Here is a 16,091-nt window from a genome sequence, read left to right as displayed (position 1 = left end):
AGCTTTGCCCCTTGGCCGGGCAAGGTGACGGCTTACCACGAGCCAGGCGGTCCAGGTGTGCGTATCGACGGCATGGTTTACTCCGGCTATACGGTGCCGAGCCAGTACGACTCTATGATCGCCAAGCTGATCACCCATGGTCGCGACCGCAACGAGTGTATGGAGCGGATGCGCCGCGCCCTAGCCGAGATGAAGGTCGACGGCATCCGTACCAATATCGCGTTTCACGAGCGTTTGCTCGCCAACGAGCAATTTAAACAAGGCGCGGTGCACACCAAGTTTCTCGAGACTTTCGGCAAGAAAGACTAAGGCTTTAACTGATCCACTTAATTGTTGGTGACGGTTAAGAACCCCCAGTATTGACTCATGAAATACTGAATTTGCCCTGAGACTACCGATAGCGCTATCTAAAGCACTGAGATAAATACGAAATTTATCATCCCCCAACAATTAAGTGGATCAGTTTGTCAGGGAAACACCGATAGGGGCTCCGGCAGCTTGACGTTGCTCACGAGGATCTTCACGGCATTGTTGGCACTATCGACAGCACCGTTGATGTAGCTGGCGTATTCGGTGCTGCAGTGCTCGCCGGCAAAGAGCAGGCGGCCAGTGAGCTCAGGTTCGCCAGCCGAGCCGTGGATCGTGGTGTAATGGCCAGGCTTAGGACAGGTGTACGATCCAAGAGCGAAGGGGTAGGAGTTCCAATGCTGGAAGACCTTGTTACCGTCGTATTCCTTGGCTGACCCAAGGAAGATAGCATCGAGATCAGAAAGGGCTGTCCGGTCCTGATCGACCTTCTGCTCTGCACCCCGCTTGCCGCTGAGGTAATTAACGATGATCCCGGACTTGCCGGGTTGGGCGCAGGCGGAATCCCAGAAGCACTCACTGACAAAATCCGTATAAACGCTGCCGATCGCCTTGCGCTCGCCGGTGCGCCAGGGGCGAGACTTAAATCCGAGCATCAGCTTGGAGTTGGTGCCGTAGCCCCAATCGGCAATGGCAGCCTTTTTAACGGGAGATAGGTCAACCCCTTTCATATCAACTTGACGCAGCGTGCTAAACGGTAAGGTCATAATCACGCGATCAGCTGCCACATCGATCGTGCGGCCACCACCTTGGTCAAATACCAGAGTCATATGGGATCCATGATCGCGCAGGGCGACGAGGCGATGACCGAGGTTGGTAGGAATGGTACCTTTAATTGCGGCGCTTAGCGCACCAGTTAGCTGCCCGTTGCCGCCTTTAATGCGTTTAGACTCGTCACTGCTGCCGTAGACTTGGAATCCATCCTCGGTGCTTGGGTTGATCAGCGTCAGCAGATTGATCGCTGATTGTTTATCGATATCAGCGCCGCACATGCCCATATAGGTACAGTCGATCAGGTCTTTGAGCCACTTGTCGGCATCAACACCTCCTAAATATTGGGCGATACTAGTCCGGTCCAGACGCTGTACCTGGGGATTTTGGCTGATGCGACTGCTGTAGGTCGGGACCACGGCGCTGTCACTGAGGCGCAGGATCTGAATGTCGCGAATGATCGCTTTGGCCAAAGGTTCGAATGCGGCGATGATCTCCTTCTCGCTGCGCACCTTGCCGCCGAAGAGAAAAAGCTCACGTGTCAATTTGGGGTCGTCGATCACATCCTGGATCTCAAGGCCCAGTTCCTCACTGAGCGCAATGAGGTCTGAATGGACGCTGTCGATGAGCTCACCGCCGCGCTCGCAGAACATGCCCTCGGCATTGAATTTCTCCTGGGTCCAAACACGACCACCGAGACGGTCGCTCCCCTCATAGAGGGAGGCCTTAAGTCCAACTTGGCGCAGGCGGTAAGCAGCGGTGAGTCCGGCGATACCACCACCGACGATGACGATGCGCCCAGCCTCTTTGACATCAGCACTGCTGAGTCTGCCGTCACGCCCACTGGTGCGGCAGCCGGCCAGTAGGGCAGTACCACCAATAACGCCGAGGCCTGCACCGCGCACAAAGCTGCGACGGTTTGGTGTCCAAGCACTGCGATGTGCATCCGCACTTGGCAATCCGACAGTACCCAAGATCGCGTCGATTTGATCCCAGTTGAGACGACCTTGAGCTCTAGCGACTGCGAGCCCAAGCAAGCGATTAGTACGACGACCGAGTACAGTACGCGCCATGTTTGTCTACCCCTTCGTGAGCAAATACACATGTAACAGTGTAGCCGATCACGGTCGCGCTTGAGAACTAGCGCCCGGGTCTTACTCTGGGTAGAGAGACCGCGGTAATCGCCGTTACTACTAGGGCTGCGCCGAGTAATTGTCCAAGATTTAGGGCTGAACCTAACCAGATCCAGTTTAGGATGACAGCGACAAGCGGAAAACTTAATTCGCACAGGGTCGCCACCGAGGCTGGCGTCGTCTTTAGTCCGCGGTAATAGATGAGCATCGGCAGCAGTCCCGAGAGATAGGCCATGCCAGCAAAGGCACGCGCGTCGGCCCAGCCGAGACTCCCGAGTTTAGCGACCTCTGCCGTGGCATCGGGCGTGAATACGGCGAGGGCGCCGATAACGCAGGCACTACCAAGGATAAAGCGCGCCGCAGTGACGGCCGGAAAACTGAGGTCTCTTAGGGCTAATCTGCCGAACACCGTGCATGCGCCCCACGTCGCCGCAGCCAAGACTGCGTAGCCGACAACAGTTAGGTCCTCGGCGGCCAAACGCTCCCAGTCAGCTGATAGTCCGAAGGATAGTAGGTATGCACCGCCGATACCGAGTAGGGCTAGCCACCCAAAGTGACGCGGCAGTGACTCCTTCAAGATCACTCGCGCCAAAACGAGGGCAAAGCAAGGCTGCAACTTCTGAATCAGCACGGGCACTGAATAATTGCTGGCGCGGCTGAAAGCTAGGGTAAAGGCCACCGTTGCGGCTACTGAACCGCCACCGCCGATGATCGCCAAACTAAGCCACTGCCTCCCGTTTAGACGCGTGAGTTCCGCGCGGTGACGGTAGCCAATCAGGACGGCCACCGGCAGCAGCAGGAGGTGGTTCATCAGGACCACCACCAGTGCTGGATAGGAATGTGCGACACCGGACCGAAAGAGCGAATCGGTAGCCCACAGCGCTGCCCCAAGGGCTACCAGGATTGGACCGTGCGACTTCCTATTACTTATGTGAGTCTCCGGGCTCAGGTTTACTCGTCAGCACCTGCTGCACTTCGCGGACGGCAGCGAGCACACGAGCGTCACCAGTTAGTTTAGCCTTTGCAGCCTCAGCCGCAAGACTTGACACGGCGGCGTCGAATTCTGGCATCACCCCACGGTAGGAGAGCAGAGCCTGAGCCGCAGCCAGACGCTCGTCTCGTTCGAGACCCATCTGGTCCCCTGAACGCTCTAGGCCAACCGTGAGGCCCGCAGTCAGAAGACGAACGGCGAGTTCTTCAAAATTGGAGAGTTCACCGCCAGCCTCGAGACTCAGCGCGAAGAGATTCTTGGCATCGTACTTCAGACCTGGGTACACCGATGCTCGTAGTTTCGAGAGTGCCGCTACAATTTTGTTGTTTAGGGCTGTCTCAAACGCCATCTTAGCTTTGTGGCCATTAGCCCTGGATACTGCGGCAGACTTAGCTTTGGTGGCCGCAGGACTAACGACTTCTTCAACAGCGGCACCAATTTCAGCGATGGCCGCTGCTGGTTCATTCGGTAAGGAACGCCATGCCATGGCGCTGCGTAAGATGTCGGCGTAGGTGCGGCGGAACTCAGCTTCGTCGTCCACCTTCGCGGCGTCGCCCCAAACGCGTAGCGCTTTCGTGTTGTTGGTCAGGTTGGTGCGCAGTGACTGCGCCCCAGCGCTGATGTAGTAGCTGACTAGATCACCCACTTTTTGGCCAAGCTTGACGGCATCGGCAACAACGCTAGTCGAATCGCCATCTGACTCATTGGCAACAATAGCCGCAAACTTGCCCGCTACCGGTGCGCGCAGAGCACGGATTGCTTCGGCTAGAGTTTTGGTCTCGATCCCACGAGCGCCTTTTTCTGCGATCACGTTATTGTAGTAGTTTTGCAGCGCCAAGATCGGGCTCAACTCGGAGTCGTAACGAAGACAGAGAGGATCGACGCCACCCTGGGTTGCATCGGCCTCGTCGTCGTCACAGGCCGGGATCACCGGGTCAGTGCTTTTGACGTCTTTGCCGTCATTGTAGAGCTGGCTGATAAACTGACGGTCGTACTCGAGGATCGGGCCGGCCGTGCCGCCAATCTGCTCAAAAAGGCCTTGCTCGTTCTGGAAGTAGTTGTAGTCCATGATGGACCAAGTCACTGGATTCGACTCGCTAGGACTGGTCGTAGCATTAAAGGCGAGTGAGCCCTTGAAGTTGTGGGCCATACCCAAGGCATGACCGACTTCGTGGAATAGAGTCGCAATCATCAGGCGGCGCGCAAATTCATCAACACTGGCCGGTACCGGCACCGATGCGGCGTCTGAAGCTGCCACGATCTCCGTCCAGTCGCCATTGGCCGCCATGGCGACCGCATCGTCAGCAAGGCGCACACAGCTGAGGACGCGGCGATCGCGGCCAAAAAGCGTCTCCGGAGCCTTCGGTGCGATCGCAGCACGAGCAACCGCCTCACTTGGCGTTTGCTCCGGCTCGCCAACGCGCTGCTTCCAGAGGCCTAGGCCAATATTGTACCAAGCATACGGCATATAGATGAGGCTGTGACTTTGCAGTCCGGTCATCGGATCCACCGCCTGGCTCTCGTAAGCGGCACCGGCTTCCGCAACAGAGTCGAAATTGATCACGTTGTAACGCGGATCGCCAAGCTTTACGCCGGCCGGTAACCGACCTAGGAAGCGCATGACGTCGCGGCCCTGCTGCGGATTGAAGTAACGATTCCACCCCTCAACACCGCTCTTGAAGATAGGCATGAGTTCGTCGGGAGCGTTAGGCGTCACGTACCAGTCAATCGTCTTGCCGTTGCTGATATCAAATCGCTCGGCATAGGTAGTCTGAGCCCTGACCGGTACGCCGTTTTTGGTGCTCTTCACGACGTAAACAGATTCGGTATCAAGGAAGCGATAACGCTCTGCCAAGGGTTCCTCGGAACCCACGGATTGCAGCGGCTTGTAGCCGTCAGGCGCCAGGTTGCTGCGCGGGAAAACGGACTCCAGGTACGTCTGGATGCTACCGTCTTTAAGCTGAAGCGCCGTCTCCTGCAGCAGGTAGTCACCATCAGCCACGAACTCAAGAGACCGGAGCCAAGTTTGCTTTGGTAGATCCGCACCCTTGCCATTCACGGCTTCGTTGACAGCTAGGCCGCTACTGACAAAACTGACCGTCAGGCTGTCGTCAGTCTCGTTGACCACTTTGTACCTGGCGAGCAGCAGCTCAGGGTGGTTGATGTTGCTCTCGAATAGGCGCGTTTGGTCAGCCACGAGTTGCAGTTCCTCGCCGATTTGACGGAAGAAGCAAGGGACATGACCCAAGGCCTGCGATTGCGGCAGCAGTGACAGCTTGGAGTCAGACCCCGAGGTGTACTGAAGATCAAATCCGTATAGGAATTCGCGGTCGAATAGACGACTCTTGGTGAACGTAACTAGACCAGACACTGCCTGGGAGGCAGGAGCAGCCTGAAGGTGCGCACTGCGTTCGTCAGCGGCGGCAAACTGAGCCTGGCTGCCACCGTTGGCTGGAGAGATCTCGGGTCTAGTTTCAACCTGCTTGACGGTGACTGAGCCGTCGTCCTTTTTACCGAAAGGCCACTCAACCGCGCCACCCGGGCCACAGGCGGAACCTGCGAAAACAATCGTAAGTGCAAGTTTACTCAGGTATTTGTTGCTCATGTTGACCTCGGTGCAGGGATCTCCAGAGGCCTTCTTTAGCAAATCTTTATCTGGTTGGCTAGCCACCCAGTAGCTGATCTACTTAATTGTTGGTAAAAGGGCCTTTACTCGACGTTATTGGTCGGTTGCCGCGACCTTAAGCAACATAAGGCGCGTTTAGTCAATTAATCTAAACAAATCGGATGGTTGCATCTGGCCACCAACAATTAAGTGGATCAATTTATGGAAGGTGCCCTCAGCTCGATGATCATGGTCGCCATCTCGGAGATGGGCGATAAGACTCAGCTTTTGGCGCTACTCTTGATGCTTCGGTTTCGCCAGCCTTGGGCGATCATGGCTGGGATATTAGTAGCGACCTTGCTGAACCACGGGCTTGCGGCATGGGCCGGTGGTTGGGCGGCGCAGCTGTTGGTGCCAACGACGCTCCGCTACGTGCTGGCGGCGCTCTTTTTTGTTTTCGCCGCGTGGATCCTGATTCCGGATAAGGAGGACGATGCGAGTGCGGGATCAAGGTACGGTGCCTTTTTGACGACCTTGGTGACTTTCTTTCTTGCCGAGATGGGCGATAAGACGCAGTTGGCAACTATCGCACTTGGCGCTCGTTTTCAGGATCCAGTAGTGGTAACCATCGGCACGACGGCGGGCATGCTGATTGCTGACGGTCTGGCGGTGTTTTTTGGCGAAGCATTGACCAAAAAGATTCCTCTCAAATACGTGCGCATTGCTGCCGCGCTATTGTTTGTGGCATTTGGCGTGACCATCCTGATCGGGGATGTTGGCCTATCTTAAGAAAGCGTGACCTTGCATCTTCCTGAACGTGTAACACCATTGCGCTGCTGGATTGCTATCGGCACCGCATTTTTTATCAACGGCCTCGGTTTTTCGACCTGGGCATCGCGAATCCCGACGATCAAAGAGCAGCTCGGCCTCAGTGAGGCCATGCTCGGTAGCGTTTTACTCAGTTTGCCGCTGGGGTCGATATTGGCCAGTTTCATATCGGCGCAGATTGTCACTCGAATCGGCACCAAGAAGAGTCTACCTATAGCCTTACTGGTTAACGGTGCTCTTTACGTTCTGCTTGGCATGGCGCCGAACATCTGGACCCTTGCCGTCGATCTGTTCCTGATCGGAATTTTCAGCAACCTGATCAGCGTTTCGGCAAATACGCAGGCGGTCGGACTTGAGGCAGTGACTTCGCGACAGGTGATGGCATCACTGCATGGGCTTTGGAGCACAGCAGGATTTGTTGGTGCAGCAGTTGGTAGCGTTATGCTCGGGTTAGACATCAGTCCAAGGCTGCATTTTTGTTTGGTCTACCTTGCAACTATCGGTGGTGTGATCCTGACGTATCGCTGGTATTTGGATTCACACGGCGGTCCAAATGCAAAAAAACAGCTTTTTCACAAGCCGACGGCGACGGTGCTTGGACTCGGATTCTTGGCTTTTTCGTCGATGATTTGTGAAGGTGCGATGTTTGACTGGAGTGGGGTTTATTTCCAGACGGTACTCTCAGCACCGCCGTCACAGATTGGGCTTGGTTACGGTGCTTTCATGTGTGCCATGGCATCAACAAGATTTGTCGCCGATCGCCTAACCATCACGTATGGACCCAGACGCGTACTAACAACGTGCGGTTTACTGGTGGCTGCTGGCCTACTTCTGGCAATCGCCAATCCCTCAGTGGCGACCGGTATCACGGGCTTTTTGCTGGTCGGTGCCGGGACCTCGGTAGTAGTCCCACTTGTGTTTAGTCAGGCCGGCAAGGTGACCGACATGCCTCCGAGTGCAGCGATCGCTGCGGCGTCGACTATAGGGGTGATCGGGTTTTTGCTTGGTCCTCCATTAATAGGGTGGATCGCAGCGGCCAGTAGCCTCAGGTGGTCATTTCTTTTGATAGCGGTGCTAGGGCTTGGGATTGCCGCGTTTGGGCGGCGTCAGTTTGCACAAAACTGATCCACTTAATTGTTGGTGGACTGATTTAACCTGCTGAATTTATCACTAATTCGCGCAATTTTTTGATCGAGATTCAATTATTTGAGACAATTGACTGAAATTCTTGCGAAATGTGCCATCTACCCACAATTAAGTGGATCAGCTCAAAGTGGATACCTCGCCAATTTCTACCCCGTATCATTGGTTGACGCGTTAGACCGAGAGGTGGTTTGGCGTCAGGACAGTATTAAGATTTTCGGCAAGTCCAATCTGTTGCCGCGTCTTACGTCGTACTACGGCGACCCTGGAACCGCTTATAAGTACTCTGGGATAATCAACGAGCCTGCGGCGTGGACACCGACGCTTCTGGCGCTTCGTCAGTCATTGCGCGACGCGCTGGGTGCTGACTTCAATGCCGTGCTTATCAATCGCTATGCAGATGGCTCTCAGCATATGGGTTATCACGCCGACGACGAGCCTGAGCTAGGGCCGGAGCCTTTGATCGCCTCCCTGAGTTTTGGAGCGACGCGACGATTTCTCGTTAAATCTTGCGATGGGAGCCATAGGTTTGCTTTGGATCTAGAGGACAGAAGCCTTCTGATCATGGCCGGGAGCTTTCAGCACGACTATCGTCACGCTTTGGCTAAAACAAAACGCCCGGTTGGCCTTCGCATTAACCTAACATTCCGTAGGGTTTTAATCCGCTAGGTCACTTGTTTTTTAGTTCCTTTTCTGCCGCAGCGAGTGTCTGGGCCAGATAAGTACCGCCACCTATCGTAGCAAACACCACCTTGCCTGCGCGGCTTATTACGGCGAGTTCTGGTATCGCGGACACCATCCAGGCAGAGCTGGCCTGATGATCGGACTCTTGAAGAATCGTGAAGTCGGGCTTGGTCGCTTTGACGTAGCTGAGCAGTTCGTCGCGACTCTCGTCCGAGATGGCGACAACAGCTAAGTCTTTGGGGTAGCGCTTGACAAACGCGCTAAGCTCCCGATGCGTGGACCTGCAGGCTGGACACCATGTGGCCCAAAATTCCACAACAACGACGCGCCCCTTGAGCGCTTCCGTGGAGCCTGGTCCTGGGCCCGATATGACTGGCAAATCAAATGGGGGTGCCACCTTGCCAACTAGGCTTTGCTGCAACATGGCAAGCTGGTCGGGGCGCGCTACAAGCTTGATTGTTTTCTTTTCAAGTTTGCCGCCGCGGATAAATGCCACACTCACCGCAGTACCGATACCGTGTGACTGGACGGCCTTGATGAAAGCCTCGGGTGTAGTGACCTGCTGCTCGTCAATAGTTTGAACTAAGTCATCTTTCATGAGGCCCGCCTCTTGGGCAGGCGTACCACTGATGACCTCTTTGATGATCACTCCAGTGGCGGGCGGTGCAACGGTCTCGATCCTCACCCCGAGCCAAGGTTTGGCTTGCTCTGGCTGTGAGCCCGGCCGCGCTGTCGCTACCGAAGACGCGATAAGGATCAGGAAGTACAAAGCGCAGCGCGGCAGCATATTGGGGGTCCTTTGAGATCAGTGGCACGGGGATTTGAAGCTTTCTTGAACTATAATACCGCGTCAGAGCAACTCAGGTCACCCGAAGTATGTTAGCGAGCTCCGATTGTTCAAGGGACCCCACAGACAAAACTTTTGCCCCTAGCTCAAAGTCGGATTAGAAATCAGCATTCAAACTAAACTGTGACCAAGAGAGAGTCCCAATGGCCACTCCCCAATATGCACCCATAACCAAAGACGTCTCCCCCTGGCGCAGTCTCTTGCATCCGAATGTCCTTGTAGCAGCGCTAGGGTATATGGTGGATACCTACGACCTTCTGCTTTTTAGCATTATTCGGCGTCCTAGCCTTGAGGCCCTCGGCTATGCGGGGTCGCAGCTAGTCAGTCACGGGATGCTGCTACTGGATGTGCAGATGATCGGTATGCTACTCGGCGGGCTACTTTGGGGCCTGCTTGGGGATAGGAGAGGGCGCCTCTCGGTCCTTTTTGGTTCGATTCTCCTCTATTCGATAGCTAATATCGCAAATGCTTGGGTGCAGTCGATCGAGGCCTACGCAGTGCTCAGGTTTTTGGCTGGTTTTGGTTTGGCTGGGGAGCTTGGAGCAGCCATCACCCTGGTGAGCGAAGTCTTGCCACGCGAGCATCGCGGTTATGCCACTGGGCTCGTCGCGGCCTCTGGAGCACTAGGTGTCACGTTGGCGGCGCTTGTTGGTGAACTGCTCGATTGGAAGGTCGCCTATATAGTCGGCGGCAGCCTCGGCCTTGTGTTATTGGTGACACGTATTCGGATCGTGGATTCCGGAGTCTTTGCGGCCATGGACGATGCGGCGCCTAATGTCTCTCGTGGTAATTTTTTGATGCTGCTTCACCCGAAGCGCATGAGACGATTTGTCTCCTGCGTATTGGCTGGATCACCGCTTTGGCTGACCGCCGGGATATTGATACCCTTTGCGCCAGAGATAACCGGTGATCTTGGTGTCACGGCAGAGGTCAAAACGACTTACATGACGATCGTCAGCAACATCGGCATTTTATTCGGGGACATGCTTAGCAGTGCACTCAGTCAGCATTTTAGGTCACGGAAAAAGGTGATCTGCGCGTTAATCTTGAGTGCCGCTGGTTTTGTCTTTGCGTTCCTCCTGATACAAAAAGCAGCCCCAGCCGTTTATTACGCGATGATGTTTATGATCGGGGTGTCCGTTGGATTTTGGGCTGTGCTTCTGACGTCAACCACAGAGCAGTTCGGCACCAATCTACGCGTCACTGCCACGACAAATGTACCAAATTTAGTGCGGACTTTAGTCATACCAATGACGCTAGGCATCACCATGATGCAGCCTAGTCTAGGGATGCGTAATGCAACGCTGGTGGTCGCCACCGCAGTTCTAATCCTGGCAGTGATAGGGGCTATGAATCTCGAAGAGACTTTTGGGCGTGATTTGGGATTCACCGAAAACTGAGCCACTTAATTGTTGGTGAGAGATATATAAGTCATCGTGCTTATGGCTCATGTCACTTCTCTCTGCGGATGAGTTGAAGCATAAATCGCTCTTCAAAGTAGGGAGAGAGAACTATGCCTTCTAAGACTGCAGTGCGTCCAGCTTGTCCCATTTGTCCCAAAGATTATCGCTCAGTAATTAAATATGGATTTTTTAAACGTGAGACGGGTCGCATGCCGCGTATTCAGCGTTATTTCTGCAAGCTCTGCCGCTCAGCATTCTCTGCACAAACTGGCGGACTAACTTATCGCGAACGAAAGCCGCACCTCACGCAGTTAGTCATGCGTAGCCTCATGGAATCAGTGTCGCAGCGTGGATGTTCGCGGATGCTCGGCTGTCGACCAGTTACGGTTGCTCGAAAGATGGTGCGACTTGGGGCGAGGGCCGAGTTTCATCTGAAGTCGCGAGCATCTATTGAAATTGCTAATGGAACTGAAACTACTGCTGTGTTTGACGAGATGGAGACGTTTGAACACTCGAAATGTAAGCCTGTATCAATCGCGTTGGCTGTGTCGGCGTCGACTCGACAGGTGATTGCAGTTCACGCTGCGCAAATGCCTGCGAAGGGTATGCTTAAGGACATTGCTCTGAAGAGATATGGGCCGCGCAAGGATCTTCGTCGCGGATCTTTAGAGGCAGTTTTAAGTGAGGTAGTGCGACTCTGTCCGAATCTTGCCATAATTAAATCCGATCAGTGTCCGCGCTATAGACGTGTGGTTAAAAAAAAATTTCCGAAGCCAGTGCTCCATCAGGCATTCAAAGGTCGACGCGGCTGCGTGGTGGGACAGGGTGAGCTTAAGCGCGGTGGACGGGACCCTTTGTTCGCCCTGAATCATACCTGTGCCATGTTTCGCGATCGAATCAAGCGCTTGGCGCGAAGAACCTGGTGTACTACAAAGAAGATCGATCGTCTGAACTGTCTTCTTTACATCTATGCTTGGTGGCACAACCAATCGGTAACTGGAACGAAAAGGCCGTTTCGTATGCGTTAAACGTGGCTGAGATTCGCCAACAATTAAGTGGTTCAGTTTAACGGAGGCAAACAACTCTCGGACTACTACTCGCCTTGTCGAGTTTTCCGGTCTCCCCGCTGCCGATGGTTACATACCAAGCTTTGGTGGTATCGCTGGAGTCGGAGGAGGCGGTCCAGAACTTCGCTTGCATATTAGTGAGAGTGATGAAGCTAGGGCTTTGTTTGGCGGCTATCCCGTTTATGTAGAGTGTCATGAGTTCTTTTTGGGTGGGGAGGCGCCAGGTTCCTGCTGGGTAGCCGCCATAGGTGGAAGAGATACAGGTGTTAACGGCGTTCGCCCAGGTTGCCGTCATAGGGTTTGCGTTATCGGTCGTGCTTGGTGACGTTGCTTCGATTATTCCAGTCACTTTAAGGTCTGTGGAATTCTCCCTGTAAATGCACGTGTCGTCTGTGCCACACGTCACAGCACTTGTGCCGCCGTTGGTGGTTGTGACATCAGTCCAGTTGCTTGCACCGCAGTTGTTATTCGCCCATCCCGTGACTGAGGAACTCGCCAACCCACCACCGTCGTCGATGGTGTCCCAGTGGTCTAGAGTGGAGCCGGAAGTGACTCCGGTTGCCGGAAGGGTTGCGGCTGAGCCGTCGTAGTTAAATGTCGCTGTATTGATGCCGTTGCGGCAATTGGCTTTCAGGCGGCCGGATAGGCCGGCTATCGACTTTCCGATGCGAATATCAGTGTCGGCTACCGTCGCGAGAACAGCAGCTGGGATTTGATTTGATGTGATACAACCGGTCTGTCCATCAGTGCCACAGGTCTGAATCGTTCCAGCAACGCCTGCAATTGTCGTCCCTGCAGCAATTTTAGTCCCATCGAATCGTGACATCTCAGCCGATTTGTAAGCTGCCACAGTGACGCAGCCGGCCAGCCCGTCGGTCCGGCAGGTTCCTGGCACAGCCGAAGATCCACAAGCTCTGGTGCCGGCGAGTTCAAGGCCTTCTGCAGAGTAGTAGCTAGTGCCAGCACACACTTGGGATTCCGCAACCGTCATAATTGGCGGGTCTACCTGGCCGCCGTCGCAAATTAAGTTGATTCTCTTGCTCGTTTCGCTCTGCGTAAGTTGGAGCGCGAATAGTCCCTTTTTAAGATTCTGGGGTAAGCCTATTTTCACCTGAGTCCCACCTGCGACACTGAAGCTTGGTGTGACCTGAGTGTCGCCTGTCGCTATCTTGACTTGCAGTGTTGCGTCAAAATTTGCTCCCGTGACCATAGCATTCGTGCCAGGACTCACAACAACCCGGTCGATGTCGGTGACCTGCATCGTTGGTGGCGTCTCAACGCAAGCCCCGTTCTTAATCTCACCTCTGGGGCAGCTAGTGACTGCTGCTTTGGCGGGGGCGACTTCGCCGGTTTCGAAGCCACCTTTGCAGCCGTTCGCAACGATGAGGGCAGCGACGAGCAATAGAATTGGGTGACGTCGCGTAAACCGCGAGGCGCTCGCTAAACAAATTAATATTCCTAAAATCATCAGATTGGCATTCGGTATAGCCCAATTTCTGGCTAGGGTGAACTTCTGCTTCCCCAGTGATTATCGGTACGATTGCTGGTTTCATTAAGTGTTTAATACTGTAATCAGATCAGCGTGTTAAATTTTTTGCCCCCCTCGGGGGCGAGATTGAAGCTGATCTACTTAATTGTTGGCATGTGACGAAAATGATAAATGTTCTGGATTGTTACGGGCCAGTGTAAGAAGTAGCCATGCGAATCGCGTGATTCATGAACAAATGCTGAGGTTTCCTCGCCTCCACCAACAGTTAAGTGGATCAGTTTGGAGGGGGCACCTTCTTAGCCTCCATGGTGCACGCATACTCTTTGGCGTCTCGGGGAGCCTTGCATTCCAGGTGCTCGACGCCGAAGAGCAAGTAAGGCGCGAATGGCGGTATGATCGGAGCGTGCTCACTAAGGATCGTGAAGAGACGCTCAGCGCGGTCAGCGACTACAGGTAGGTCGCGCGTATCAAAGCCGATGTCGCAGACGAGAGGCATGACGGCCGGAGAGAGCATGCAACCGTTATAGGCCACGCTGCTGATAAGTTCGCTGCTCTGATTGGGCTCACTGGGAACTGGCGAAGCCGCGTCATCCTTGGGCCTGAATGCACACTCGAAGAAGGCATCACCACTGTCCACAACCACGTTGATGCAAAGGAGGCGGCGCACGCTGAGAGTGAGGGCGTCGGCACTTGCCTCAGCACCCGAGTCAGTGAGGATACCAACGATGTCCTTTGCTGCTTCACCCTGGATGGTGATGTGTTCGATGGTGGTGGGGAAGCTGTCTTGGGCCCAAGCAGCAGGAGACGAGACGATGGCAGCGGTTAGTAAAAATTTACGAAACATAGGTCAGTCCTTTAACCGATGGTGGATTTACACACATGATTTGTCGTAAACCCAATCAACAACGAAGTAAACTGGTTTTTTACTAGTGACTGTGATTTGAATGGACCAGATTCCTTGGTGTGAGCGCGATCCGGTCGCATCCTATCTTTTCCCCACATACTTAGTCTTTTGTGCGAGGGAATATGCTGGCTCCTGCTTGGCTGTATCCCAAAACTCTGGGATTGAATTTATATTGCCTCTCCATGCCCCACGCATCAGCGCATGAACTGTATAAGTCGTGCCTTTTGCGGTCGCAGTTTGGTAGGTGTGAGCATGATAGTGGTAGCCTAGGGTCCCGTGGGTGTGGCCACCGTAGGTGTCGAGGCCGGAGCCATAGCCTTCCATGGTTGGATAGAGCTGCTCGTAAATGCCGAACAGGGCAATGCCATCCAAACCAAAACCGATCAGCGGGGGATGCGATTGTCCCTCGTAATCGAGGATATTATACAGACTCAGATCGTTGCTATTCACGCTATGACCATCACCGTGGTAGTGGAGCCCCATCCCTTGCCCGACATGGATGCCATTGCTTGTGATCTCGGCCGCAGAGTGGGCCGTAACCAGCGTATTATTGAGCACGGGGTAGATGATCACGCCATCAACCGCCACACCAATACCCGAGGTACTAGCGTAATTAAAAACATCATTACTCACTTTGCTACCCTCAGCAGAGTTCAGCGTAGCAAGTAGCGCGTTGTCGGTCAGGCTGCTGACGTTGCCATAGTTCTTAAGAGGGATCTTTACCAAGTCTAATTGCAAAGTCGCATCACGCGTGACCTTTTGATCGGCATAGCCTCCCGTGGTGCCATCACCCGGAGGGCGACGCACATCCTGCAGTCGATTCGGCTTATCGGCTATCGAATAGGTCGCAATCACCATAAATGGGTGATGTACCCCTGAGGCATCACTAGCGTTGGTAAAGTAAACATACGGCACTGTATTCATCCCCAAGGTCCCGTTGGCAATGCCATCTGACTTGAGTACGGTTCGCAGGGCCGCCTTGCGAAAGGCGAGGTAGAGCTGCCGTGGATAGCGCAGACTTGCACCCTCTGCAGCAAGGGTGCTTTCAATCGTTAGCAGCATAGTGTCTGCAGCTGTTTCGGTCGCAGTGTTATCACCAGTTGCAGCGACCTGCGCTAGATAGCTGCTATCCATATCCTGTTGGACTTTGCCCTGAGTTCCCTCCATATCGGTCGTTTTGTTGCCGACGTAGTCTTTGATGGATATGTGTCCATTAGTCTGATAGCTGATGCTGTCTGGATTAAAGTCCTTAGGCATTTCGACATCGATGGGGGAAGACTCCAGGGTGATGGCTGTCGCGTCTCCGGCAGAAGCTGTGAGTACAAAGGTGCTACCAGTATCTTTCACATAATAATTTGCGGCGGCGAAAGAGCTGTCGGCCGTGCTGCTATGAGTATAGGTGGTGAGGTCATAACTATAGCGTGCCTTGGCCTGCAGGAGTTTTGAGTTGCTGTCGTACGCAAAGACGACATAGCCACGACTACTGGGGCTCGATGCATTGCCTCGATTATTTGTGAACGAAAGATTGCCGCTCCCATCTGAGTCCAAGGCATATAGGCCATGAAGCTCCGAGTCGATCCGGAACCACGTGGCCTGATTGCTATCGGCTTCCACCTGAAATATCTTCCCCAGCGTATCGGCAAAAGTCGTAAGTGTACTTGAGGCCGCAAGAGCACCGCTGGTGCCAATCTGCAGATAGCGTCCGGCTGCCGACTTGATCATATACCGCTGGCGCGTCGTGAAACTTGTGCTGACAGTCCGTACTGCGGGGGAGTAGGTAAATGCAAGAGTATCGTACCTAGTACACCAGCGCATGTAGTGCCCACCAATACTGTCGTGTCAGACTCAGTTATGTAATCCAAAACATAACGGAGGTGCTGCATGGCTGACAGCAAAAGTCGCGAGACTGTATTGGCGTCT

The 16,091-nt window shown here is 54.1% G+C and carries 13 protein-coding genes; 6 read left to right on the top strand and 7 right to left on the bottom strand.

The window, feature by feature from the left end; all coding sequences use genetic code 11:
* On the top strand, positions 1-309 hold a 309-nt coding region (locus FJ146_17240; GenBank protein MBM4253715.1), incomplete at its 5' end, for an acetyl-CoA carboxylase biotin carboxylase subunit.
* 158 nt (positions 310-467) lie between these two features.
* On the opposite strand, the gene FJ146_17235 is transcribed toward FJ146_17240, so the two are convergent.
* The 3 genes from FJ146_17235 to FJ146_17225 all read right to left on the bottom strand — a co-directional run bounded on the left by FJ146_17235 (position 468) and on the right by FJ146_17225 (position 5,806).
* On the bottom strand, positions 468-2,150 hold the full coding sequence (locus FJ146_17235) for an FAD-binding protein (GenBank protein MBM4253714.1): 1,683 nt from the start codon (positions 2,148-2,150) through the stop codon (positions 468-470).
* A gap of 67 nt (positions 2,151-2,217) precedes the next feature.
* Positions 2,218-3,021: a DMT family transporter gene (locus FJ146_17230; GenBank protein MBM4253713.1), complete on the bottom strand. Its 804-nt coding sequence runs from the start codon at positions 3,019-3,021 to the stop codon at positions 2,218-2,220.
* Positions 3,022-3,133: 112 nt separating this feature from the next.
* Entirely contained in the window at positions 3,134-5,806 is a 2,673-nt protein-coding gene (locus FJ146_17225; GenBank protein MBM4253712.1) for a hypothetical protein, read from the bottom strand.
* 222 nt (positions 5,807-6,028) lie between these two features.
* Between FJ146_17225 and FJ146_17220 the strand changes: the two genes are divergently transcribed.
* The 3 genes from FJ146_17220 to FJ146_17210 all read left to right on the top strand — a co-directional run bounded on the left by FJ146_17220 (position 6,029) and on the right by FJ146_17210 (position 8,446).
* Positions 6,029-6,595, top strand: a complete 567-nt coding sequence (locus tag FJ146_17220) for a TMEM165/GDT1 family protein (GenBank protein ID MBM4253711.1) — start codon at positions 6,029-6,031, stop codon at positions 6,593-6,595.
* Positions 6,596-6,601: 6 nt separating this feature from the next.
* Positions 6,602-7,759, top strand: a complete 1,158-nt coding sequence (locus FJ146_17215) for an MFS transporter (protein MBM4253710.1) — start codon at positions 6,602-6,604, stop codon at positions 7,757-7,759.
* Positions 7,760-7,840: 81 nt separating this feature from the next.
* Entirely contained in the window at positions 7,841-8,446 is a 606-nt protein-coding gene (locus FJ146_17210) for an alpha-ketoglutarate-dependent dioxygenase AlkB (GenBank protein MBM4253709.1), read from the top strand.
* Position 8,447: 1 nt separating this feature from the next.
* On the opposite strand, the gene FJ146_17205 is transcribed toward FJ146_17210, so the two are convergent.
* Entirely contained in the window at positions 8,448-9,248 is an 801-nt protein-coding gene (locus tag FJ146_17205; GenBank protein MBM4253708.1) for a redoxin domain-containing protein, read from the bottom strand.
* 203 nt (positions 9,249-9,451) lie between these two features.
* Between FJ146_17205 and FJ146_17200 the strand changes: the two genes are divergently transcribed.
* Both FJ146_17200 and FJ146_17195 read left to right on the top strand, forming a co-directional pair.
* Positions 9,452-10,708, top strand: coding sequence for an MFS transporter (locus FJ146_17200; GenBank protein ID MBM4253707.1), 1,257 nt, complete (start codon positions 9,452-9,454; stop codon positions 10,706-10,708).
* Positions 10,709-10,821: 113 nt separating this feature from the next.
* The gene (locus FJ146_17195; GenBank protein MBM4253706.1) at positions 10,822-11,739 is read left to right on the top strand and encodes an IS1 family transposase; all 918 of its coding nucleotides are present in this window, start codon (positions 10,822-10,824) and stop codon (positions 11,737-11,739) included.
* Between the two features lie 37 nt (positions 11,740-11,776).
* Here FJ146_17195 and FJ146_17190 read toward each other — a convergent pair whose 3' ends face one another.
* From FJ146_17190 to FJ146_17180, 3 genes are all read right to left on the bottom strand, one after another.
* Positions 11,777-12,073, bottom strand: a complete 297-nt coding sequence (locus FJ146_17190; GenBank protein ID MBM4253705.1) for a DUF1566 domain-containing protein — start codon at positions 12,071-12,073, stop codon at positions 11,777-11,779.
* A gap of 1,468 nt (positions 12,074-13,541) precedes the next feature.
* On the bottom strand, positions 13,542-14,111 hold the full coding sequence (locus FJ146_17185) for a hypothetical protein (GenBank protein MBM4253704.1): 570 nt from the start codon (positions 14,109-14,111) through the stop codon (positions 13,542-13,544).
* Positions 14,112-14,252: 141 nt separating this feature from the next.
* Positions 14,253-15,986, bottom strand: coding sequence for a hypothetical protein (locus tag FJ146_17180; GenBank protein ID MBM4253703.1), 1,734 nt, complete (start codon positions 15,984-15,986; stop codon positions 14,253-14,255).
* Positions 15,987-16,091 lie beyond the last annotated feature (105 nt).

The organism is Deltaproteobacteria bacterium (assembly GCA_016874735.1).
Lineage (GTDB): Bacteria > Bdellovibrionota_B > Oligoflexia > Oligoflexales > CAIYRB01 > CAIYRB01.
The sequence above is the reverse complement of the archived record's forward strand: the minus strand, read 5'-3'. Positions and strand labels throughout refer to the sequence as shown.

Coding starts and splice junctions, on each gene's coding strand:
- FJ146_17230 (MBM4253713.1), bottom strand. CDS start 3,021: ATGAACCACCTCCTGCTGCTGCCGGTGGCCGTCCTGATTGGCTACCGT.
- FJ146_17235 (MBM4253714.1), bottom strand. CDS start 2,150: ATGGCGCGTACTGTACTCGGTCGTCGTACTAATCGCTTGCTTGGGCTC.
- FJ146_17185 (MBM4253704.1), bottom strand. CDS start 14,111: ATGTTTCGTAAATTTTTACTAACCGCTGCCATCGTCTCGTCTCCTGCT.
- FJ146_17225 (MBM4253712.1), bottom strand. CDS start 5,806: ATGAGCAACAAATACCTGAGTAAACTTGCACTTACGATTGTTTTCGCA.
- FJ146_17200 (MBM4253707.1), top strand. CDS start 9,452: ATGGCCACTCCCCAATATGCACCCATAACCAAAGACGTCTCCCCCTGG.
- FJ146_17195 (MBM4253706.1), top strand. CDS start 10,822: ATGCCTTCTAAGACTGCAGTGCGTCCAGCTTGTCCCATTTGTCCCAAA.
- FJ146_17220 (MBM4253711.1), top strand. CDS start 6,029: ATGGAAGGTGCCCTCAGCTCGATGATCATGGTCGCCATCTCGGAGATG.
- FJ146_17190 (MBM4253705.1), bottom strand. CDS start 12,073: ATGACGGCAACCTGGGCGAACGCCGTTAACACCTGTATCTCTTCCACC.
- FJ146_17180 (MBM4253703.1), bottom strand. CDS start 15,986: ATGCGCTGGTGTACTAGGTACGATACTCTTGCATTTACCTACTCCCCC.
- FJ146_17205 (MBM4253708.1), bottom strand. CDS start 9,248: ATGCTGCCGCGCTGCGCTTTGTACTTCCTGATCCTTATCGCGTCTTCG.